Annotated in this window: 18 protein-coding genes; 16 read left to right on the forward strand and 2 right to left on the reverse strand. The window is 56.4% G+C overall.

The features are described from left to right. Positions 1-30: 30 nt before the first annotated feature. The 5 genes from ACHUE7_RS13815 to ACHUE7_RS13835 all read left to right on the forward strand — a co-directional run bounded on the left by ACHUE7_RS13815 (position 31) and on the right by ACHUE7_RS13835 (position 5,600). A complete protein-coding gene (locus ACHUE7_RS13815) occupies positions 31-1,242 on the forward strand; it encodes an extracellular solute-binding protein (protein WP_394170492.1) in 1,212 nt (403 codons plus the stop codon). A gap of 82 nt (positions 1,243-1,324) precedes the next feature. After that, a complete protein-coding gene (locus ACHUE7_RS13820) occupies positions 1,325-2,329 on the forward strand; it encodes a carbohydrate ABC transporter permease (RefSeq protein ID WP_394170493.1) in 1,005 nt (334 codons plus the stop codon). After that, complete coding sequence (locus tag ACHUE7_RS13825; protein ID WP_394170494.1) at positions 2,329-3,195, forward strand: carbohydrate ABC transporter permease; 867 nt, start codon at positions 2,329-2,331, stop codon at positions 3,193-3,195. Before ACHUE7_RS13820 ends, ACHUE7_RS13825 begins: the two co-directional genes overlap by 1 nt. Positions 3,196-3,242: 47 nt before the next feature. Then, positions 3,243-4,577, forward strand: a complete 1,335-nt coding sequence (locus ACHUE7_RS13830) for a GH1 family beta-glucosidase (protein ID WP_394170495.1) — start codon at positions 3,243-3,245, stop codon at positions 4,575-4,577. Between the two features lie 177 nt (positions 4,578-4,754). Beyond that, positions 4,755-5,600 carry a substrate-binding periplasmic protein gene (locus tag ACHUE7_RS13835; protein ID WP_394170496.1) on the forward strand — a complete coding sequence of 282 codons (846 nt, stop codon included), beginning with the start codon at positions 4,755-4,757 and terminating at the stop codon, positions 5,598-5,600. A 6-nt stretch (positions 5,601-5,606) separates the two neighbouring features. On the opposite strand, the gene ACHUE7_RS13840 is transcribed toward ACHUE7_RS13835, so the two are convergent. Continuing rightward, entirely contained in the window at positions 5,607-6,671 is a 1,065-nt protein-coding gene (locus tag ACHUE7_RS13840; protein ID WP_394170497.1) for a Gfo/Idh/MocA family protein, read from the reverse strand. Between the two features lie 330 nt (positions 6,672-7,001). Between ACHUE7_RS13840 and ACHUE7_RS13845 the strand changes: the two genes are divergently transcribed. From ACHUE7_RS13845 to ACHUE7_RS13870, 6 genes are all read left to right on the forward strand, one after another. Continuing rightward, positions 7,002-9,233 (forward strand): DUF1631 family protein, encoded by a 2,232-nt coding sequence (locus tag ACHUE7_RS13845; RefSeq protein WP_394170498.1) that lies wholly within the window; start codon positions 7,002-7,004, stop codon positions 9,231-9,233. 253 nt (positions 9,234-9,486) lie between these two features. Further along, positions 9,487-9,654, forward strand: a complete 168-nt coding sequence (locus ACHUE7_RS13850) for a hypothetical protein (RefSeq protein ID WP_164743820.1) — start codon at positions 9,487-9,489, stop codon at positions 9,652-9,654. 350 nt (positions 9,655-10,004) lie between these two features. After that, positions 10,005-10,469, forward strand: a complete 465-nt coding sequence (locus ACHUE7_RS13855; RefSeq protein ID WP_394170499.1) for an Mpo1 family 2-hydroxy fatty acid dioxygenase — start codon at positions 10,005-10,007, stop codon at positions 10,467-10,469. A 60-nt stretch (positions 10,470-10,529) separates the two neighbouring features. Beyond that, positions 10,530-11,162 carry a class I SAM-dependent methyltransferase gene (locus ACHUE7_RS13860; RefSeq protein WP_394170500.1) on the forward strand — a complete coding sequence of 211 codons (633 nt, stop codon included), beginning with the start codon at positions 10,530-10,532 and terminating at the stop codon, positions 11,160-11,162. Positions 11,163-11,299: 137 nt separating this feature from the next. Further along, positions 11,300-13,027 carry a hypothetical protein gene (locus tag ACHUE7_RS13865; protein ID WP_394170501.1) on the forward strand — a complete coding sequence of 576 codons (1,728 nt, stop codon included), beginning with the start codon at positions 11,300-11,302 and terminating at the stop codon, positions 13,025-13,027. 249 nt (positions 13,028-13,276) lie between these two features. Next, positions 13,277-14,053: a TSUP family transporter gene (locus ACHUE7_RS13870; protein ID WP_394170502.1), complete on the forward strand. Its 777-nt coding sequence runs from the start codon at positions 13,277-13,279 to the stop codon at positions 14,051-14,053. Here the strand turns inward: ACHUE7_RS13870 and ACHUE7_RS13875 are convergent. Further along, a complete protein-coding gene (locus ACHUE7_RS13875) occupies positions 14,037-14,837 on the reverse strand; it encodes a substrate-binding periplasmic protein (protein WP_394170503.1) in 801 nt (266 codons plus the stop codon). The two genes, ACHUE7_RS13870 and ACHUE7_RS13875, sit on opposite strands and share 17 nt — an antisense overlap. Positions 14,838-15,367: 530 nt before the next feature. On the opposite strand from ACHUE7_RS13875, the gene doeB2 reads away from it, so the two are divergent. The 5 genes from doeB2 (at position 15,368) to ACHUE7_RS13900 (ending at position 22,082) form a co-directional block, all read left to right on the forward strand. Continuing rightward, entirely contained in the window at positions 15,368-16,555 is a 1,188-nt protein-coding gene (gene doeB2 / locus ACHUE7_RS13880; RefSeq protein WP_394170504.1) for a N(2)-acetyl-L-2,4-diaminobutanoate deacetylase DoeB2, read from the forward strand. A 156-nt stretch (positions 16,556-16,711) separates the two neighbouring features. Beyond that, positions 16,712-17,989 (forward strand): aspartate aminotransferase family protein, encoded by a 1,278-nt coding sequence (locus ACHUE7_RS13885; protein WP_394170505.1) that lies wholly within the window; start codon positions 16,712-16,714, stop codon positions 17,987-17,989. After that, positions 17,986-19,341: an ectoine hydrolase gene (doeA, locus tag ACHUE7_RS13890; RefSeq protein WP_394170506.1), complete on the forward strand. Its 1,356-nt coding sequence runs from the start codon at positions 17,986-17,988 to the stop codon at positions 19,339-19,341. The genes ACHUE7_RS13885 and doeA overlap by 4 nt, the downstream gene beginning before the upstream one ends. 30 nt (positions 19,342-19,371) lie before the next feature. Beyond that, on the forward strand, positions 19,372-20,745 hold the full coding sequence (locus ACHUE7_RS13895) for an NAD-dependent succinate-semialdehyde dehydrogenase (protein ID WP_394170507.1): 1,374 nt from the start codon (positions 19,372-19,374) through the stop codon (positions 20,743-20,745). A gap of 92 nt (positions 20,746-20,837) precedes the next feature. Next, on the forward strand, positions 20,838-22,082 hold the full coding sequence (locus ACHUE7_RS13900) for a substrate-binding periplasmic protein (protein ID WP_394170508.1): 1,245 nt from the start codon (positions 20,838-20,840) through the stop codon (positions 22,080-22,082). Positions 22,083-22,084 lie beyond the last annotated feature (2 nt).

Below are 22,084 nucleotides of genomic sequence, written 5' to 3' on the forward strand. Positions count from 1 at the left end.
AAAAACAAGAAGTTGTCTGGAGAGAAAATTATGAAACATACACAAGGACTGGGCCTGGCACTGGCCTCACTGACGCTGGCTGGCGGCGCCATGGCGGCCGATCTGAGACTGGATGGTTTCCCCGATTACGACAGTCAGCTGGAAGCGATTCTGGGCGGGTTCCCGGCACACAATGTCGACATGCTGATGAACGAGCACGGCGGCCACCACGATAAACTCAAGACCAACCTGGCCACCGGCAGTGGCGCCGGTGATGTGGTACTGATCGACCGGAACTTTGTTGGCTCCTTCGTGAACCAGGGCGGCTTCGTCGACCTGACTGACGAATTCGCCCCCTACCGAGACAACTTTGCCCCCTACGCCGTTACTCAGGGGCAGGGTAATGATGGTAATCAATATGCCGTACCGGTCGATCTGGGTCCTGGCGTCGTCTATTACCGCCGCGACTACATGGAAGACATGGGCTATGACCTCGACGAGGTAATGACCGACTGGGATTCCTACCTCGATTACGGTCGTGCATTGAAAGAAGATGGCATTCTGCTGATCGGCAACGCCAATGCCGTCGCGACCGCCTACTGGAACTTTAACGTTGAACCCGGCAATGGCCTCTATTTCGATTCAGAGGGTGAACCGCTGGTCACTTCCGATCGCTTCAAGCGCGCCTTCGAACTGGCCAAAACTGTGCGCGATGAAGGCATGGATGGCAACATTTCAGAGTGGACCGAAGAGTGGTACGCCGGTTTCCGCGAAGGCCGTTTTGCGACACAAATGTCGGGAGCCTGGTTGCTGGGTCACCTGCAAAACTGGATGGCACCGGAAACCTCGGGCAACTGGGGCGTCAGCAATTTGCCTGACAACACTTACGGAACCTGGGGCGGTTCCTTCCTGGCCATTCCGCGTCAGTCAGAGCAGCCTAAAGCAGCCTGGGATCTGATCGAATACATGATCAGCGAAGAAATACAGCTGGCCGGTTTCCAGAACATTGCAGCCTTCCCGGCGCACACCGCCACCTACGATAACCCCATGTTCAATGAGCCTATCGACTTCTTGCGCGGCCAGAGAGCACGCGTTCTGTTTGCCGATATCGCTGAAAACGTTACACCGGTCGAACCGCACGAAGGTGATCAGATTGCCGAGTCACTGATCGGCACCGCACTCGAACAAGTGCTGAACGATGGCATGGACATCGATACGGCACTGGCCAATGCCGAACGTCAGATCAAGCGTCGCGTACGCTAATTTGACGGGTTAACTCCAGGGCGGCATCACCACTGATGCCGCCTTTTTATTTCCAATTCATTCAACTTCCCGGATTGCGGCCATGACGACCACCGAGATGACTGATCCGACGACCGCGCAGGAAAATGCCCAGCGCGATAAATCGGATCGTCAACGTAATTTCTGGCATAAAACCACCCCTTATTGGTTTATGTCTCCCTACATCATTATTTTCGGCACCTTCGGCATCTTCCCGGTGCTGTTTATGATCTATTTGTCGTTCCACACCTGGAATCCTGTCGCCGGGCTGGGAACCATGGAATACGTCGGCCTGGAAAACTATGTACTCAGCCTGACCGACCCGACCCTGTGGCAGACCTTGTGGAATACTTTCCTGATGGCATTGTATTCGGGCATTCCCCAGCACCTGGTTGCCTTGCCATTGGCATACTTGCTGGTGCAACTGGGCAAGCGCGCACGTCACTGGCTGACCACGGCCTATTTTCTACCCTACGTGACCTCGACCATTGCCATTTCGATGATTTTCTTTGTGATGTTTTCCAAAGAGAGCGGCATTATTAACCAGGCATTGACGGGTCTGGCCAATGGCAGCCTGACGGGCTGGGCTTTTGGCTGGCTGAATGATGTGATGCCTCTGGGCTGGGTACAGGAAAACAGCCTGATCCGCTACTCCGTCTCCTTCGTGGTTTTCTGGAAGTACGTGGGTTTCAACATTGTTATCTACACCGCCGGACTGGCTACCATTTCCGATGAGCTCTATGAAGCTGCCATTATCGACGGTGCCAACAGCTGGCAACGCTTTACCCGCATTGCACTGCCATTGCTGCGTCCGTTCATCTTTTTTGCGGTGACGCTCACCATCATCGGGAACATGAACCTGTTCGACGAACCCTATGTACTGACGCGAGGCTTGCAACAGGCGTCTACCAACGGCATGACCATCTCCAACTACCTCTACCGGGTTGCCTGGGAATGGCTCGATATGGGCAGTGCCGCTGCCATCTCCTGGATTCTGTTTATGGTCATTGGCCTGTTTACCGGGCTGTATTTCTGGTTCTTTGGCCGTCGTGGTCTGGGGGGAGAATAATGAAAGCGCTGACGCCGGTACAAAAAGAAAACCTCGACGGCATGGTCCGCATGCTGGGAAAGGCGCTGTTGTGGACCGCTCTGCTTACCGCAGTAGTGTTCACGGTCTTTCCTTTCCTGTGGTCATTGCTGATGGCCACGCACGACCGCACCACCATGTTCAGTTCAGGCTTAAACCTGACGCTGGGGGATCAACTGGTTGCCAACTATCACCGCCTGCTGGATATCATGGATTTCTGGGTGGGGATGTTTAACAGCTTTTCCGTAGCGCTGCTGGGTACCATCACCTCTTTGCTGTTCTGCAGCATGTGTGGCTATGCACTGGCCGTATTTGAATTTCGAGGTCGTAAAGTACTGTTCGGCATGATGATTTGCTCTATGATGCTGCCGCCCATTCTGACGCTGATTCCTTACTACATGGTGATCAACGCCATCGGTCTGAGCAACACCCATCTGGCTGTCTGGTTGCCGTTCAGTATTAACCCCTTTGGTATTTTTCTGATTCGCCAGTACGTGGTTGCCTCTGTTCCCAAAGATCTGCTTGAAGCCGCTAAGCTCGATGGTGCCAGTGCCTTTCGCACTTACTGGAGTGTGGTTTTGCCCCTGTTGCGGCCTGGCCTGGCAACACTGGCGATCGTGCAATTCGTGTTTCTGTGGAACAACTTCCTGCAACCGCTGGTGGTGCTGACCAGCAGTGACAAGATGGTGATCACCCAGATGTTGCGTAGCGTCCAGGGGGTTCCGAATACGCCCTGGGGCGCGCTGATGCTGGGCACCTTTATTTCAATTCTGCCTCTGGTGTTGATCTACATGGCGGCCAGCAAGCAAATGATCAGCGGCCTCACCAGCGGTGCCGTAAAAAATTGATGAAGTTTGCGGGGGCGGAGTCTGCCCCCGGTATTTAGGAGAACGGTATGAGTTTTAAATTACCCGAAGCGTCACCCTTGCAGCGTTCCGATTTCCTGTTTGGTGTTGCTACCGCGTCTTTTCAGGTAGAAGGGGCGACGACTGAAGATGGCCGGGGCGAGAGCATCTGGGACCGGTTTTGTGATACCCCGGGGCGTGTTTTGGGCGGCGACAATGGCATGCCTGCCTGCGATCACTACCACCGCTGGGCCGATGACCTGGACATGATCAAATCACTGGGGTTCGATGCCTATCGCTTTTCCATCGCCTGGCCGCGCATCGAACCGGAATCCGGTGTCTGGAACGACAAGGGGTTTGATTTCTACGACCGACTGGTCGATGGCATGCTTGAGCGGGGCATCAAACCCTATGCAACGCTTTACCACTGGGACTTGCCCCAGTATCTGGGCGAACGCGGCGGCTGGGTCAATCGCGATACCGCCTACCGGTTTGCCGATTACGCCGATCGGGTTACCCGGGTGCTGGGCAACCGGGTGAGCAGCTATGCCACCCTGAACGAACCCTGGTGTTCGGCGTTTTTGAGCTACCGTCTGGGCATTCATGCCCCGGGTCTGAAAGACGATCGAATGGGGTTTCAGGCGGCGCACCACCTGTTACTGGCGCACGGCCTGGCGCTACCACGGATGAGAGACAATGCGCCGACGTCGGAGCATGGCATTGTATTGAATTTCACCCCGGCCTACCCGGAAACCGATTCGCAAGCCGATCGGGCAGCTGCCGCTTACAGTGATGAAGAAAATAGCCACTTCTACCTGGAACCGCTGCTGACCGGTCACTACCCAGTCGCGGTTGCCGAACGCCACCCGGAATGGATGCCAACGGTTTATCCGGGCGATATGGACGCAATTGCCGCAGACCTTGATTTTCTGGGCATCAATTTCTACACCCGCGCCGTGATCACCGCCAGTGGTGAAAATGATTACGATGGGGTACCACAGCAAGCCGCAAAAACCGACATTGGCTGGGAAATCTATCCACAAGCCCTGACCGACCTGTTAACCGGGTTCAAGGCGCGGTATGACAACTTGCCGCCGGTCTATATCACCGAGAACGGCGCGGCCGACAATACCCCGGTAACCAACGGCGAAGTGAACGACCAGCTTCGCGTAGGTTACTACGATGCGCATTTGAATGCGGTTGACCGCGCGATTCAGGCCGGCGTGGATGTGCAGGGCTATTTTGCCTGGAGCCTGATGGACAACTTCGAATGGGCCGAGGGCTACAGCCAGCGCTTTGGCATTGTGCATGTAAATTATGACACTCAGGTGAGAACGCCCAAGGCCAGTGCGCTGGCGTTCAAGGCGTTTCTTGCCGCCCGCTGAAGACGATACCCGCCCGGACACCTGTCCGGGTTTTTGTCATTTTTCGTTTGCCCATCTATTATTGACCCTGGGGTTCCGGATCAGGGAGGAGCAGGGGCGCAGGCGTTGAATCCGCACCATCTGAATGAGTACATGATCTTGACGGCTCTTTTGTCCGAATCGGGGCACGCATACATAATGATCTTTAGAGTAGCCGGCTGGTTTCAACGTCTGGTGATGATGTGTTTGCTCGGCACCCTGGCCTCGGTTCAGGCCGAGCAAGTCCAGTCAGACACTACAACGGTGGGAGCCTCAGAGCACAGCTGCACGCGGCTGACTGCGACGGGCAACCCCGAATACCCTCCCTATCTGTGGCAGGAACCCGGCTCCCGGCGCGGACTGATTGGCGCCAATAAAACCATCATGCAAGCCCTAAGCGAGCGCCTGGGTATTCCGATTGAGGTGATTTACACCGGCCCCTGGTCCCGTGCACAGGAAGAAGTGCGGGTAGGGCGTATTGATCTGATCGCCGGTGCTTTCTTTACCCTGCCGCGAACGGCCTACATGGATTACATTGAACCGGCGTTTCTGACCACCCGCTCGGTCGTCTGGAAGCGGTCGCTGGTCGCCTTCGAGTACAGTGAATGGGCAGATCTCATACCCTATGAAGGCGCCACGGTCATCAACAACAGTTTCGGACAGAGCTTTGATGAATTTGCCAGCGTCAATCTCAGTATTGATAACGTCACCAGCCTGCCACAAGCGTTTCGCATGCTGGCACAGGGGCGGGTTGATTACGTATTGTATGAGGAATATCCCGGTCTGGCTTATGCGGCGGAACTTGATCTCGATTTTGTCATCGAGCAAATAGAACCGCCGGTCAGTTCGGAAGGGTTGTTCCTGACAATCTCCCGACGTTCACCCTGCAACACCGAGGCTTTTCGGGCCGAGCTTGCGCGCATAATGGCTGAGCTGGTTGAAGACGGCACCGCACAACGCGCGCTGAACGAAGGGTTGGAAACCTGGTCCCTGACCAGCCAGTAAGGCAGGTCAGGCGCCGGGGTAGTGCCAGTCGAGGCGTTTCCCCAAGGCAGAGGATTGCTCTGCCAGTTCCAGGGTATAGATCAGCGCGCAGGCATCTTCAGGGCTCACTGGCGGGGCCGTACCATTTTGAATGGCACTGGCCAGAGTGCTGAAATAGCCCTGGTAGTGCCCCGCAGAGCAGTCATCGGGTTGTCCGGTCAGGGCTCCGTCTTCAGTGGCGCGATAACGGTGTGCTGACTGTGGCTGTGCGGCATCGGGGTACTCCGGGAGCCAGGGCATCTGACCGGCGCGCAAGGCTTCTTCCTGCGGATCCAGCCCCCAGCACTGCCAGCTGCCCCGTTCGAAACGGGCGTTAAAGCGCTGCATGGGGCCGGCCTCAAACGGGGTAGAGCCCAGGGTGACCAGCAGGCCGGGGTAATAGAGCATGACTTCAAACCAGTCGTGGGTGGTACCACCCGGTCGCAGCGTCCTCAACGTAGCTTGCAGGGACTCTGGCGAGCCCAGTAGATGCAGTGCCTGGTCCAGCAAATGCGGTCCTAGATCCCAAAAAATACCGCTCGCCGGGCCGGGTTGCTCGCGCCAGCGATTCTGAGGCTCGGGTCTGAACCGGTCGAACCGGCTGGTCAGATGCCTGAGCTTACCCAGTTCTCCGGATGCCATCATCGCCTTCAAATGCAGAAAGTCACCGTCGAATCGCCGGTTTTGATAGACGGTCATTAGACGTCCGCGCTTTTCAGCCAGCCGTGTCAGCGATTCTATCTCCTCCAGGGAGGTGACCGATGGTTTCTCCAGCAGCACATCCTTGCCAGCTTCCAGTGCCGCTTTGGCAAGCGGAAAATGCAGGGCGTTGGGCGCGGTGATGATGATTAGGTCGAGCTCTGGCGATGCGATCAGTTGCCCGGCATCCGCCACGACGTGAGTTTCCGGGTAGCGTTCCAGCACGGCGTCCGGTTGCCGGCTGCATACGGCGCTCAGCTCAAATTCGGGGAGGCCTTGAATAAAAGGCGCATGAAAAACCCGACCCGAGAGACCATAGCCAATAATGCCGGTTCGAATAGCGGGGTGTGCCATGGGTGCAGTACCTTTTTTATCGTTTAACCCGCATTTAACCCAGTCGGTCTGGTCCGTCACAAGTATCAAACTGTAACAGGTTGGAACGGGTGAGTGCCGTCATAAAGTAGTGCGCCAGAAAGTTGCCGCTTGCTGAATGTCTGGAAGAGTACGATGCCATTAGCCAATAGATTGACTGATTGATCCGGGTGAAAAGAGTCGAAAGAGTGACGCAGTCGACACTTCAGGGTTTTGCCCGGTTCGGTTCCGGAACAGAGTGAACTGGGTCCCAGAATTTGACGAATGAAACCGTACATTAGGCAGCCTAACGTTACTCCAAGTGGATCGACCATGAACACAGCCAAGGTTACAGACCTGCGCCAACATCTCAGCAAGGTACCGCACAAAGCCGATACAGCCAGGCTGGACGCGCTATCGCGACGGTTTGTCGCGCTGCTGCCGGCCTTGCTGGATGAGTTCTTTGTCGCGTCCGATGATTTCCTGTTCCGACTCGCCGAAAAAACCACAGATGGTTTCGAATCAGGCGCCTACTTCGACAGCCTGCGCGCCCTTCGGCTCGAAAAGAACAGCATTCGTGAAGCCATTATCAAAGGGGTAAAAAATTACACCGATGAAGTGGCGGAAGGCCAGTTGGAGGCTGAGTCGACCGATGCAGCCCCCAAGGCGACAGAATTGTCGCTGATGGAAGACGACACGCTGGAACGTGGCCTGGCCATCGACAGCTTTACCAACCGAATTCTCGAGCGGTCCGGTGACCAGTGGCTGGCGTTCCGGGAGCGCCTGGGTGTGCTGACCGGCCGCAAAGACCTTAAAAATGAACAAACCCCCTACAACCCCGAAGTGCTTGGACGTATTGCCATGGGTGCGCTGGAAGGGGGTAACTGGTCGCTGAAAACAACCCTCATGCTGTTCCGGTTGTTTGATCAGAAGGCCGTTTCCAAGCTGCTGGTCTTTTACCAGTCGAATAACAGCTGGTTAATCGAAGAAGGCATTCTGCCCAATCTCAAGCTGTTGAATGCGTCGTCACCAAGCCGTCCGGATATCACCAGTGCCGATACCTTCGAGCAACTGGGCCAAATGCTGAACCAGCGCTTGTATGGCGACAACCCGGGCGGGCAGGCCCAGCCGGGCGGTGGCTATGGCGCCGTCGGTGGTGGCTATGCGGGATCGGGTCCGGGCAACTTTGGTGCTGGTATGGCAGGGCAGGGCGGGCCGGGTGTTATGGTCGGTGCCGATGCATTACAGGCGCTGATGGGCAATCTGACCCGGGTACAGACCCAGGCCAGTGCCGCACCGGTATCGTTGGATCTGGGTGAAATGAAACTCTGGGCCCAGGCTCAGGCGCAGCAAGTCACCGCCCAGGTTCAGGGAACCCAGGAAGCCGGTACGGTTTCACTGGTGGCCATGCTTTTTGAATACATTCTCGATGACCAGAAACTGTCGGCGCACATGAAGCAATTGATGGCGCGCATGCAGATTCCAATCATTAAGGTGGCCTTGCTCGATAAGGAGTTTTTTACCGAGTCGGAACATCCGGCCCGGCTGTTGTTAAACCGGATGGCGCGTGCCGCGACCGGCTGGCAGCCAGACGAGCAACTTGAAGACGATGTCCTGCTCGATGGCATGGAGCGAATCGTTACCCGCCTCAATCACGAGTTCGAAACCGATCTGGCCATGTTCGACGCGGCCCTGAGTGAGTTTGATGATCTCAAGGCCGAGTACGATGCGCTTCAGGAGGCTCGCCTGACGCCCATGGTCGAAGCTGAGGAAACTCAGTTCGAGGCGCACCAGAATCAGGACCGGGCACGGCTGTTTATGGATACCTTGCTCGAAGGCGAGACGCTGCCAGAAGATGCCGAGCATTTGCTCAAGCGTCACTGGTACCGGCTGATGCGGGGTATTTACAACGCACACGGTGAAGGCAAGGCCTGGAAAACCAGTGCTCGTATTGCCCGCGAACTGGTCTGGAGTCTACAACCAAACATTCAGGTGACCGAGTCGGTGCGGTTCAGCAAATTGTTGCCCAATTTGAGGTCTGGTTTGCTGGATGGCCTGAAAGCCCTGGGTCTGAACGAAGGCGAACGCGACCGCCTGGTGTCTGCCATCGATGAATGGCACCAGCCCCGGCATCAGCCGCTGACGGAGAGTGTCTGGGCCGACCAGGAACGACTGGACGCCTTTGCCGAGCGGTCAGCCCGTGCCGATGAACTGGTCGAACGGCCGCAACCGCTGCCGGTCGATGAACCCGTTGTTCAACACAAGCCTGCTGACCTGACCTATTACATGGATATGGTGGCAACCTTTGAAACCGGAAGCTGGTTCGAGATCGAGAACCAGTCGGGCAAGATCGAACGGGGTTGTCTGACGGCTATCGTCGGCCTGGGCAGCAAGTATATTTTTACCGACCATCAGGGCAACAAGGTGGCGGAGCGCTCGGCGATTGGTCTGGCCATGGCATTACGCAACGACGCCTTTAAAGTGGTGGACGACGCCCCGCTGTTTGATCGCGTTATCGACACCCTGGTATCAGAGCTTGGCGAGTCGGGTAAAACCCGACAGTGATTCGTCACTGGCTGGTGCTGAAAAACCCGCTTCCTGAAGCGGGTTTTTTTATGGCCCCGGAAGCCGTTGGTTATGCCGCCACGACTGTATGCAAAGGGTCATTGACGACGCTAAGTTATAAATGTTTGTCTAATTCATGTGCAGAAATTAACCAGTGGTGAGAGTAGAGTAGTCGAGTACCCAATCTGACACGCAAAATCTGACGGTAAAACGGGGTACTAAACCTCAGAATACTGAGTTCAAGGTGAACACAATGGAGAAGAAAGCAACCGCCAAGCAGTCGTTCCTCGCCTTTTTGGGTGTGGTCAGCAAGTCCAAATCGCGTCGTCGTGGTAACCACACAACGCTGGATCGGCTATCACGTCCTGAAGTGCGCGACGAGCTGTCCCTAAAGGGTGTAGCGGTTCTTAGCGACAACTGATCGTCGTCGCCCGATGAATTGAAGATCGGGCAAAGGCAGGATGCCAACCACAGCGATACTCCAAGGGGTATCGTTAGGGCGGTTTTACCCTCATCAGGTTGTTGAAAAAGGCTTCCTGACTTTTTCAAAACACGAGAGTCAAACATTGCGATTGTTGCTTCTCTCACAAAATCAATGACTTAACAGTCATCGACTTTGCCGGAGCATCCGTGTTCCGGTAGCTGTCCGCTAAATTCGGCGAATTTCAACAGCCTGCTATAAATCGTCCCTGCTGTTCTACCGGTCGCTGACCCGCTATGCTGTTGTGTCTGATTCATAGACGGGACACTTACCTAGCGGGAGGTACGATCATGGCCAACTCTCTCGAGACCTGGTTAAGCGAATACGGCGAGAGCCATCAAAACCCCACCAACAAAAAAGTCCACTGGGTGTGTGTGCCGGTCATATTCTGGTGCGTACTGGCGTTGTTGTGGCAAATTCCGCTTGGGCCAAACCCGATCATGAATGCAGCGGTTGTGCTGATCGCCATCAGCATTCTGTTTTATTCGCGTCTGTCATGGACACTGACCATCGGCATGGGCATTCTGGTCGCGGTGTCGGTGGCACTGATTCTCGGTTACGAATCGCTCAGGCTACCCCTGCCACTGTGGATCTTTGCGTTGATTCTGTTTGTATTGGCCTGGGTGGGGCAATTCTGGGGGCACCGCATCGAAGGCAAAAAGCCCAGTTTCTTCAAGGATATTCAGTTCCTGTTAATTGGCCCGGCCTGGTTGCTCAGTTTTGTTTACCAGCGCCTGGGGATTCCATTGAAGTAACGGGGTGTGTTCCCCCGACCCATTTGCGATTAACGAGTTTTAAGTAGCTGGAGAAATTCTTTGTCTAAAAATTCCCTGTCCAGGCATCAGATGTCTGCCCACGGTCTGACCTTTTTAAAAGCCAGTCATCCGGTAATCAAAACCCTGAAATACAGTGTTGGCGATGCCAACCTGCATGGTAATAAGGTCTGGGATTCCAGCTTTGTATTAATGGATTATCTGCTGATCGACCCGATTCCCAAAGAGCGGGTGGTGTTTGATATTGGCTGTGGCTGGGGACCAACCAGTTTGTTTTTGATGAACCAGTTCAAGTCCAGAGTCATGTCCATCGACGCGGACGATTCTGTCGAGCCCTACCTGCAGCTGCATGGTGAACTGAATGAGTTAAAACCCGTCTTCTGGCAGCGTAAAATCAAGCAGCTGAAAACAGCCGATCTGTCGATGGCCGACACGGTGGTCGGGGGCGATATCTGCTTCTGGGATAGCCTGGGTGACGAATGGAAAACGCTGATCAAACGGGCCAAAAAAGCAGGTGTGCGCCAGATTCTGATCGCAGACCCCGGGCGCCAGCCTTTTTACGATCTGGCTGACTGGGCGGTTAAGAAGCATAACGCCGAGCTTTGGGAACACGACATCACTAAGCCGGTGAAAGCCACCAGCTATGTGCTGGATATTCCACTGAACGCGGAATGACACCCCCTGAACTGTCATGCAATTGGTAATCCTGACTCAACTTTTGGGGGCAGCGGGCGATAACACTGACAGTGTAATTTGCCGGATCGTCCAGACATGAAACAAGTCACTGCCACAATCAACTTGAGACCCCGCCCATGAGCCTTGCCAGCGCACTGCGACCTCTGCTGCTGGGCTGGGCAGTCTTGCTGCCAATGTCGGCACCGGCAATGGAGTTCAGTCTGGATCTTGGTCTTGCCAGTGGCGAAAACGCGGTCGGCTGGGGTGTAGCCAGTCATGCCCAGTTCATGCAAAGCACCCGCTGGGGGCTGGATCTGGGCTATCGCTATCACAGCGAACTGGAATACCCGACCGACAACGGTACGCTGAATCACGATTTCAGCCAGTATGAAATGGGTCTTATCTGGCAGCAGGGCCACATTGGCGCCCGCTTTCAGGGCGTCGCAGGGGTTATCCTGGCCGGTGGCGATGTGGTCGGCAACGCCGGAGAAGCGGTGTTGAATGCCGGAGCACTTGGCTATCACCTCGATGCAGACATCAGCGCGCCTGTGGCAGAGGGGTTGCGGGTGTTTGCCAATGCGGGTTATCAGGGTTATTACAGTGGCGATATGCCCGCTCAGTGGCGCTGGCGTTACGGTCTACGCTATGTGTTCGGCGAGCGCATGTCGGCAGCAGAACGGGACGCCCGCGCCCGGGCCGAGGCCGCTCAGGCTCAGCCACAAAATGCTGGCGACGGTGCGGCGACCGCTCAACCCGAGCGTCGGGTGCAACCAATTCCAACCTATTTGTCGCAGTCTTTACCCCCCATCATAGAACGCTCTGAACTGTGCAAGTGCTTCCCGGCAGGGCCGTACACCTTGCAACTGGGTCAGTTTCCCAATATGGAGCGAGCGGTTCGTGCCATGGAATATCGGGGTTTGCGTCAGTTTTTTACCACGGTCGCCTACGATCGGGATCCGCAACCGGTCTTTCTGGCTCAGGCCGACCCCGATGGCCCGGTTGGCCTGTTTCTGGGTGAATATGAGCAGTTGGCCGACAGTGAAATCTGGCGACGCCGGTTGCGGCTCAGTGGTATTGAGGGGCGCATTCGCCAGGTAGTGGGCAGTGACGGACGCATTGAAAACCGCACGGTCGATGCGAGCGCCCAGGCAAGAGCGCCGCAGTACACAGCTGAAGAAATACGTCGGATGAACTCGGTGCAATCAGAAGCCGGTGACAGTGCAGAACGGGATCGTCAGGCCATGAATCAGGCCCCGGCAAACAGCGTGGCAACGGCCAGTGCTGCGACATCCTTAACAGACGAATCGGACTACGTGGCAGGAACTCTGGTGCTGGGGCCAGTCAGCGCAGCTACGCTGACCGACTGGATGTCGGAGCCACCCATGCGGGACGCACTGCTGACCGACACCAACCGCCGCTTGCCCGGTCGTCACCGGCTGATTTGGGATGCAGCCCGCAACCAGGCCTGGGTCTATCTGGACCAGTTTGCATCCAACCGACAAATCGATGAATGGCAAGCCTGGCTGGAGCGCAATGACCAGCAGGCAAGCTTGCAACAGAGGCCGCGGCTGCCCATAGGTGATATCTATGTGTATCACCTGGGTCAGGCGTTACAAGGTTACAGCCTAGAGCTTTACCAGCAGGCCGATGCCGGAGATATGTTGCAGCGGCTGGTGTCTGCGGAGGTGCTCTGGTTCCAGGCCTACCAGTCCATCAACGATGAGCCGCCAACCCTGGTGGTGCAATGGCAGGCCTCAGATCAGCGTTATCATTTGATCGCGACCGGCTTTGCCCGCGATAATGACGCCCGACGCGCCTGGCAAAACCTGAGCAGCGTTGGCCTGATGCCAGTGCTTCAGGAATAGGGCTGTCCATTCGAGGTTTTATAACTGTTTCGGCGTTTGCACAATGCGAGCGTCGGGTGCCGGTGGTGCCTCTGCGGTCTGGGCCCGAGACCGGTGTGCCGGACCAGACGTACCGCCAGGGACGGACTCACGCCGAGCGAGTGTCGCACCAACCGAGAGGCATTACCGGTGGACGTAGCGGACCATAGCCACTGTACAATGCCGATCCACTGCCTTTTTTTAATGTCTTTCCCCAAGGAGATTTAATCCATGGAGTGGTCTTTCACCATTCTCTTTATCTTGTTTGCAGTCGCTATGCTGGCTGGCTGGGTCGATACCCTGGCCGGGGGAGGTGGTTTGATTTCGTTGCCTGCCATGTTGTTGCTGGGCGTGCCGCCGGTCAGTGCGCTGGCGACGAACAAGGCTCAGGGCGTAGTGGGAACACTGACTGCGTCGGTGACATTACTGTTGAAAGGCCATTTGCGCGGGCAAGCCTTGCTCTGGCGTCTGGTTGCTGCGGGTTTGGGCGCTGCTCTGGGCAGTTGGCTGGTGCAGGGCGTGGATACCGGCTGGCTGGAATGGCTGGTGCCGGTGTTGTTGATCAGCGTCGCCGCGTATTTCTGGTTTACCCCGAATCTGGGCAGCATCGAGACCAAGGCGCATCAGTCTGAACGGCAATGGACAGTGACCTGGGCGCCGGCGGTCGGCTTTTACGATGGCTTTTTCGGGCCGGGTGCCGGCTCGTTTTACGCGGCAACCGGGGTGGCTTTTCGGGGGCAGACATTACTGGCCGCGACGATCTCGGCCAAGCCACTGAATTTCATGTCGAATGTTGTGTCGCTGGCGGTGTTTTCAGCGGGCGGTCAGGTGGTTTGGGTCATTGGGTTTGCGATGATGCTGGGGCAGGTGCTGGGGGCCTTTGTTGGCAGTCATACCATGCTCAGCGGTGGTGCGCGCCTGATTCGTCCGATCGTGATCACCATGTGTGTGCTAATGTCGTTCAGTCAGGTGGCGCAATCGATGGGCTGGATCAGTCTGGCTGGCTAACGGGCTCTGTCGTGGGCTCTGCGGTATCGAGTTCATAATCACCGGTTTCAAATGCATCGAAGTAGGATTGATAGCGCCCCGTGTCTCTGAACGCCTGCAACTGGGCGTTGAACTCACCAAGCAGGGCTTCACTGTCTGGTGCGGAGCGCGGCAGCAGCAAGTAACTTTTATTGACCAGCAAGGCCTTGGGGTGGTGGGTAATCTGCGCTGCTGCTTCGGGGCGCACGGTTCTTGAAATATTGAAGTAGCCGACGTTGATCTCCTGCGGGTAGGCGTCAATGCGCCCAGCCAGCAGCATATTCACTGTTGATGCCTCGCTGGCAACCCATTCTATGTCCAGAACGCCAGCTTCCACCGCGGCATCGAAGGCTGGGCCGTAGCTGTAACCCAAGACGCCTGCGAGTTTGAGGCCCGACAAATCAGAAAACTCCTGCCATTCGAACGCCTGGTCGGCCCGGTGAAAGAATACAAAGCGTTCGTCCAGAATCGGGTCGCTGTAAAGCATGTCGTCGTGGCGGTCGGGCGCATCCATCCACACCGCAGTTGCGTCATACTCGCCGGATACGGTGCCTACATACGCCCGGCGCCAGGGTACTAGCCGATACTCAACCACAATGCCGGATTCGGCAAATACATCGCTGATCAGATGAGCTATAAAGCCGAAATGCTTTTGATCCGGTGTCAGGAACGGTGGCCAACCCCCTGTGCTGATCACAACCTGGGCCTGTACCGGGCCGATGAGCAGCGACGCTGCCAGCAGGATGATTCTGAATTGGGACCGCATTATTCATTCCAGTGTTCATCTTGTTGAAACAGTATAGCCAACTCCGCCTTGAATGGCCGAATTAATTGGGCGCTAACAGGTACGCTTGCTCGGTGTTAAACGTTTTATGCCCCTTACTATTAGGGGCCTAATGGTTATTCCCCTCAAGAATAATGAAACCGGAAATACCGTGAAAATTGTGCGTCAACAAATGAGATTTCAAGCGCCTGTTTCGCGCCTGTTTTACCCAATTTTCGAGTCCGTTTCGAACCTGGAAAATGCGTCGTAATTGATTGATATAGAAAGAAAAAACGGTGCTACATGGTCTGCTTTAGTGTGGCTGGCCTAACACCGGTAAATCTATTGGGGTCAGCCGGGTTTCCCACCGGCCGGAAAAAAACCTTGCAAGGCTTCCGCTTATGAAACTAGGGTGGGTTAGAGGCTCGATGGCAGGTCTGTGGGGATCAAAACATTTTACCCGCAGATCCACGATGTTCAGCAGTAACGACTAGATTGAAAGAGACAAACCAACAGACAGAGGTAACTCGAACGTGTCAGCACGTACTCCATCGTCAAGTGATTCAAACTGGGCACTGGCTATTGAAGATGCCATCGCGCTGCGTCGCGATTTGCATCGCCAGCCAGAGTTGAGTTGGTCTGAGCAACGCACGGCGGCAACGCTGCGTCAGAAGCTCACGGCGCTGGGTATCGACTGGCGGGTCTGTGCCGATACCGGCACGGTGGCGACACTGGCCCCCAGGGCCCCGGGCCGGCACATAGCGCTGCGCGCCGATATCGATGCCTTGCCCATCGAAGAGAACAGCGGCGTTGCCTGGACATCCCACAACCAGGGTTGCATGCACGCCTGCGGGCATGATGGCCATGCAGCCACGCTGTTTGCCGCTACCCAATGGCTGAAGTCTCAGGAAGACGTTTTACCCGGCCCGGTAACCTTGCTGTTTCAGCCGGCCGAAGAGGGCGGGCACGGCGCTAAACGAATGATCGAAGACGGTGCCCTGAACGGCGTTGATGCCGTGTTTGGATGGCACAACTGGCCGGCAATTCCCTTTGGTCAGGCGGTGTGTCCGGATGGCGCTGTCATGGCGGGTAATGGCACCTTCAAACTGGTGGTCAAAGGCCAGGGTGGCCACGCCAGCCAGCCTGAATTGTGCCGGGATCCGGTTCTGGCCGGGTCCGCCATTGTTGTGGCCTTGCAGCAAGCTGTGAGCCGTCGGTTACCGGCGCAGAATGCGACTGTGTTGAGCGTTACCTCCTTTGATGCACGCAGTGGCGTTACGGTGATTCCCGATCAGGCCGTGCTCGAAGGCAGTTTTCGCCTGGCCGACCCTGACATGCGCGAACCGCTGACGCAGATGATTGAGGAGATTGCCACCGCCACGGCGCAGGCCTATGGCGTTACCTGTCAGGTAGAGGTATTTCCGCGATATTCGGCTACGTTTAACCATGCGGCTGAAGCGGCGGACTACCGGACAGCACTGATAGCACAGTTGGGTGAGGGCGCGTTGAGTGAAACCACCCGGTTGCCGATTATGGCATCCGAAGACTTCAGCTATTACTTGCAGGTTTGCCCGGGTGCCTTTGCGCTGGTCGGCTCCGGAGACGGTGAAACGGCGCATGAAGTGCCCTGTCACAGTCCGAACTACGATTTTAACGATGCGCTTATTGACCCGGTGGCACGCATTTATGCCCGCCTTGCCGGCGTCCCGATTCCGGAATGACCGGATTATCTGGCCAGAAACAGAACATTCTGGCCTGGCACCGTTCCAGGCGACGGTGCCACTCAACACACCCGAAGTCGCGGTACCGTGAAGTAAAAGCGAACAGACCGGGCTACTAAAACATGATTGTCTCAACACACAACTGGAGGGGTTGAAATGGACGTATTTGAAAAGTGGGAATCTGATATCCGTGGCTACTGCCGGTTGTATCCGACGGTGTTCAAGTCGGCGTCGAATGCACGCCAGGTCGATGAAGCGGGCAAATCCTATGTGGATTTTTTTGCCGGTGCCGGGGTTCTTAACTTCGGTCACAACAACGAACGCATGAAAAAGGCGCTGATCGAATTCATTCAGAACGATGGCGTGGCCCACAGCCTCGATATGTACACCACGGTCAAGCGCGATTTCATTCAGTCGTTCGCCCAGACCATTCTTGAACCGCGTAAGATGAACTACAAAATGCAGTTCATGGGCCCGACTGGCACCAATGCGGTTGAAGCGGCGATGAAACTGGCGCGTAAAGTTACCGGCCGGCAAACCATTGTGGCCTACAGCCATGGCTTTCATGGCATGACGCTGGGGGCACTGGCTGCCACCGCGAACAGCTATTTCCGTAACGCCGCTGGCGTGCCACTGAACCACGTGCTGCGTCAGCCCTTTGGCTGCGAAACACAGTGCAAAGGCTGTACGCTGGGGTGTGGTGTTGATTCGGTCGATCGGCTGCGCGCGCTATACGCTGATCCGAGCAGTGGCCTGGAGCCACCCGCGGCCTTTCTGGTGGAAGCCATTCAAGCCGAAGGCGGGGTTCATGTCGCCTCTAAAGAGTGGTTGCAAGCGGTGCAAAAGCTGGCGCATGACCTGGGGGCTTTGTTCATCATCGATGACATTCAGGCCGGGTGTGGCCGAACCGGCAAGTACTTCAGTTTCGACGATATGGGTCTGGATCCGGACATCGTAACGCTGGCCAAAGGCATCGGCGGCTTTGGTACGCCGCTGGCGATGAACCTGGTGCGTCCGGAGCACGACAAGCACTGGGGCCCGGGTGAACACACCGGTACCTTCCGCGGCCAGGGCTTTTCGTTTGTAGCCGGCGTTCAGGCGCTGAGCTACTTCAAAGACGATGGCCTGATGACCGAAGTGGTCACCAAAGGCAAGGAAATGAAAGAACACCTTGATGGCATTTGCGCCGAGCACGGCAGCAAGGCCTTTCAGGTGCGTGGCAAAGGCATGATGCAGGCCATTGATCTGGGCGACGGTGCCCTGGCGAAAGACGTGGCACGGCGGTGTTTTGAAGCAGGCTTGCTGATCGGTGCCTGCGGTATCGGCGGCCGGGTGCTCAAACTGATTCCGCCACTGACGATTCCCAACGCCGACTTGCACGAAGGCCTGGCAACCTTGTCGAAAGCCATCGGAGACGCACTGGAGGCGGCATGAAACAACGCGAGGACATGACGTTTCCATTCGATGAGTACGTGCGTCGACTGGACGGACTGCGCGAGCGTATGGCCAGCCGGTTGCTGGATGCGGTGGTAATCACCGACCCGGAAAACCTGATGTATCTAACCGATTATCAGACCACCGGGTACTCTTTCTTTCAGGCACTTGTTGTGCCGCTGGAGGACGAGCCGTTCATGATCACCCGGGCGCTGGAGGAGTCGAATGTTCACGCCCGAACCTGGGTGGAGCGTACCCGGCCTTATCCGGATACCGGTGATGCCATTCAGATGCTGGTCGAGGCGTTGCGCGAGTTTGGCCTGAACGGTAAGAGCATTGGCTACGAACGCAACAGCTATTTTTTCCCGGCCTATCATCAGGACAGCATTCACACCACCTTTCTGGACGGTTCTCTGAACGACTGTTTTGGCATTGTCGAGGAAGGGCGCATCTGCAAGTCACCGGCCGAGCTGGATGTGATGCGCAAGGCCGCCCGGGCCACCGAGGCCGGTATGAAAGCCGGTTTCGAGGCCACGGTGGCCGGTGCCACCGAAAACGACATCGGTGCGGCCATTTCGGCCGCCATGTTTCGGGCCGGTGGCGAGCCGCCGGCCGTGATGCCCTACGTTACTTCCGGTCCCCGGTCGATGATCGGCCATGCGACCTGGGAAGGGCGCACAGTGCAACCGGGTGAACATGTATTTCTGGAAGTGGGCGGCTGTTACCGGCGCTATCACACCGCCATGATGCGCACCATTGTGCTGGGGGATTTGTCGGCGTCGATGCACCACGCCCAGGAGCGCATGAAGCATGCGCTGCGTGAAGTGAAGAAACTGATTCGACCCGGGCTGACGGTTTCGGACGTGGATAACCTGGTGCGCAACATCATCACCGACAACGACGTCGGGGCGCGGCTGGTCACTCGTTCCGGCTATTCGATTGGCATTGCCTTTCCGCCCAGCTGGGACGAGGGTTACATCATCAGTCTCAAGCAGGGTGACTCCCAGGTGCTGCGCGAGGGCATGACGTTTCACATCATTCCCTGGATGTGGGGCGTCGATGGCAACAAGACCGTGGGCATATCAGACACCGTTTATGTGACGGATCGCGGTTGTCAGTCCTTTTTCGATCTGGATGAGGACTTTGTCGTCAAACCGGAATTTGCAGCGCGTGAACTCAGTGCGAATACGCCAGCCCGGTTAACCGATGTGTCGGGCAAGCCACTCAGCGCAGAATCTCAACCCGAGGCTGATGAGAACACGGCCAAGCGAAAGGGAACGTCTCGCGATCCGTCCAAAAAAGTCAGCAGCAAGAACAGCGAAAAAGTCAGCAGTGAAGTGGCTGGCTCCTAAGCCATAGCGATAAACCGAGGAGAACGAGACATGTTGACCGCCACCGATCCGTCCACAGGCAAGCTTCTGCATGAAGTGCCTGCGGCCACCTCTGCACAGGTTGAGGATATCCTGTCGCGTGCCGAAACGGCTTTCAAGAGCTGGCGGACCCGCTCTTACAACGAGCGCGCCGAGGTATTGCTGAAGGTCGCCAAATTGATGCGCGACGATGTCGACCGTCTGGCCATTCTGATGACCGAAGAAATGGGCAAACCGATTAAGGAAGCACGTGCTGAAGTCATCAAATCGGCCTGGTGTGCCGAGCACTATGCGGAAAACGCCGAGGCCTATTTGCAGCCGCAGACCCTGGGTTCAGATGCTACGCTGAGTTACGTACAGCATTTGCCGCTGGGTGTCATTCTTGGCATCTTGCCCTGGAACGCGCCGTTCTGGCTGGCGTTCCGATATGCCGCGCCGACGCTGATGGCGGGCAATACCTGCGTCATGAAGCACGACCCGCATGTGCCTGCCTGTGCCCAGGCGATTGCCGATCTGTTTGTTCAGGTGGGTGCACCGGCCGATATTTTTCAGAATCTGCCGCTGGAAACGCCAGCCGTTGAAGCGGTGATACGCGACAAGCGCATTCAGGCGGTGTCGTTCACCGGTTCCGAAAAAGGCGGCGGTGCAGTGGCGTCCATTGCTGCCTCTGAAATCAAGCACTCGGTACTGGAGCTGGGTGGATCTGACCCGTGCATCGTATTGGCCGACGCCAATCTCGATGAAGCAGCCGATATCATCACGTTATCGCGCATCATCAATGCCGGCCAGAGTTGCATTGCCGCCAAGCGCATCATTGTTGAAGCATCGGTCTATGACAGCCTGGTCGAAAAAGTGCATGAGCGGCTGGCCCGGTTAAAAATGGGCGACCCGCGCGAGGAAAGCACCGACATCGGCCCGATTGCCCGGTCTGATTTACGCGATAATCTGCATCGGCAGGTGGCTGCGTCGGTCGACGCCGGGGCCCGCTGTTTGCTCGGTGGTGAAATGCCCGACGGTCCCGGTTACTTTTACCCGGTTACCTTACTGGTTGATGTGACCGAGTCGATGGTAGCCAGCTGTGAAGAAACCTTTGGTCCGGTTGCGGTGATCATGAAGGCCGAGAATGAAGAGCAGGCCATCGCCATTGCCAATAACAGTGACTACGGTCTGGCTGCAGCGGTGTGGACCCGTGCTGATCGCGGCGAAGCCATTGCGCGCCGGCTTGAAGTCGGCCAGGTAGCGGTAAACGGTATTGTCAAAACCGACCCGCGTTTGCCCAGTGGCGGTATCAAACGCTCGGGCATGGGCCGGGAGTTGGGGCCACACGGCATTCGCGAATTCGTTAACGCCCAGCAAGTCTGGATAGGCCCCAAACAGGGCAGTTAACGCGTTGTAAACGTGCCTCCGTCCGGAGGCACGGTGTTTTCAGAAAACCGGTCTACACTCTGCTTATTGCGTCACGGGGATAAGTGGGTCTGATGCGTTCGGTCAGTCTGAAGGTGCGTTTAACATTACTGATCATCTCGTGTCTGGTCAGCGTCTCGTTTGCCACCAGGGCTGAAACGATTCTCCGTCTGGGCACAGACGTTATGCCACCTTATTTGTTTGAATCTCCCGATCAATCGTTGCAGGGCGATGCGAAGCATACCCTGGACTGTGTTTTTGAGCAGTTGCCCGATTATCAGTTTCACACGGCCATTGCGCCCTGGCCCAGAGTGGTTCGTCTGGCTCACCGGGGTGATATTGATGGCTGGTTTCTCTATGTGCAAAACGCAGGCAGCGATGATTTTGCGGTGCTGTCCGATCCGTTGCTGCTGGAATCCTGGTACTGGTACAGCCTGGATGATGTGTCGGATGCCACCCTGGAAGACCTCAGGGATGAAACCGTTCTGGTCATGAACGGTACCTATCAGGCCATCTGGCTGCAAAGCCAGGGGTTTAGCGAATTCTTCAGCGTTGGGTCGACCGATAGCCTGATTCGTGCCTTTCTGGCGGGCCGCGCGCGGCATTTACTGGTGAGTGAAACCGTTTTTAACGAGGCCGTGGCTCGTTTGAATGGGGAGCTATCGGCCATTAATCAGCGCTTTGTGGGTTTCATTCCGCTTGGTTTGTACATTACCGATGCGTTCTCCAGTGAACACCCCGGGTTTATCAGTGACTTCAACGCAGCTGCTACCGGGTGCCGTATTGAACAGGTTGGGTTAACCGCTGAGAATGAGCAGTCGTTGGCCAATCTGGTCGCGCCTCTGTCGCGCTGGTTAGCGTCCGACTGGGTACTTGAGCCGGTGTTGCTGGCCAATGCGCGCAACCGGCAATTACCCCCTGATGAAATCAACCGGATAGACCGGCAATGGGTCGATGAAGTAAGAACCGGCAATTTCGACCTGGTCGCCGAGGTGCTCAGCCGAGACCTGTCGACCCGTTTGGCGCTGATTCGTCGCCAGTCTCAAGGCGTGTTCAGTGAACTGTTCATCACCGATATACACGGTGTCACCCTGGGCACCAGTAACATCACGTCGGACTGGTTTCAGGGCGATGAAGGGCCATTTGATGCCATTGTTACCCGTCGTGAGCCGGTTCAGATAGACGCCATTGCCTACGATGAATCCACCCGCCAGTTTTTGTCCCAGATCGCCTTGCCGATTCGCGATACCAGCGGTGACCTTATTGGCATGCTGGTGGCTGGCGTGAACGTTGAGAATGCCCTGAAAGGATTGCAATAGCC

The sequence above is a fragment of the Saccharospirillum alexandrii genome, from assembly GCF_043641555.1.
GTDB classification, from domain to species: Bacteria; Pseudomonadota; Gammaproteobacteria; order Pseudomonadales; family Natronospirillaceae; genus Saccharospirillum; species Saccharospirillum alexandrii_A.

Coding starts and splice junctions, on each gene's coding strand:
- ACHUE7_RS13815 (WP_394170492.1), top strand. CDS start 31: ATGAAACATACACAAGGACTGGGCCTGGCACTGGCCTCACTGACGCTG.
- ACHUE7_RS13820 (WP_394170493.1), top strand. CDS start 1,325: ATGACGACCACCGAGATGACTGATCCGACGACCGCGCAGGAAAATGCC.
- ACHUE7_RS13825 (WP_394170494.1), top strand. CDS start 2,329: ATGAAAGCGCTGACGCCGGTACAAAAAGAAAACCTCGACGGCATGGTC.
- ACHUE7_RS13830 (WP_394170495.1), top strand. CDS start 3,243: ATGAGTTTTAAATTACCCGAAGCGTCACCCTTGCAGCGTTCCGATTTC.
- ACHUE7_RS13835 (WP_394170496.1), top strand. CDS start 4,755: ATGATCTTTAGAGTAGCCGGCTGGTTTCAACGTCTGGTGATGATGTGT.
- ACHUE7_RS13840 (WP_394170497.1), bottom strand. CDS start 6,671: ATGGCACACCCCGCTATTCGAACCGGCATTATTGGCTATGGTCTCTCG.
- ACHUE7_RS13845 (WP_394170498.1), top strand. CDS start 7,002: ATGAACACAGCCAAGGTTACAGACCTGCGCCAACATCTCAGCAAGGTA.
- ACHUE7_RS13850 (WP_164743820.1), top strand. CDS start 9,487: ATGGAGAAGAAAGCAACCGCCAAGCAGTCGTTCCTCGCCTTTTTGGGT.
- ACHUE7_RS13855 (WP_394170499.1), top strand. CDS start 10,005: ATGGCCAACTCTCTCGAGACCTGGTTAAGCGAATACGGCGAGAGCCAT.
- ACHUE7_RS13865 (WP_394170501.1), top strand. CDS start 11,300: ATGAGCCTTGCCAGCGCACTGCGACCTCTGCTGCTGGGCTGGGCAGTC.
- ACHUE7_RS13870 (WP_394170502.1), top strand. CDS start 13,277: ATGGAGTGGTCTTTCACCATTCTCTTTATCTTGTTTGCAGTCGCTATG.
- ACHUE7_RS13875 (WP_394170503.1), bottom strand. CDS start 14,837: ATGCGGTCCCAATTCAGAATCATCCTGCTGGCAGCGTCGCTGCTCATC.
- ACHUE7_RS13885 (WP_394170505.1), top strand. CDS start 16,712: ATGGACGTATTTGAAAAGTGGGAATCTGATATCCGTGGCTACTGCCGG.
- doeA (WP_394170506.1), top strand. CDS start 17,986: ATGAAACAACGCGAGGACATGACGTTTCCATTCGATGAGTACGTGCGT.
- ACHUE7_RS13895 (WP_394170507.1), top strand. CDS start 19,372: ATGTTGACCGCCACCGATCCGTCCACAGGCAAGCTTCTGCATGAAGTG.
- ACHUE7_RS13900 (WP_394170508.1), top strand. CDS start 20,838: ATGCGTTCGGTCAGTCTGAAGGTGCGTTTAACATTACTGATCATCTCG.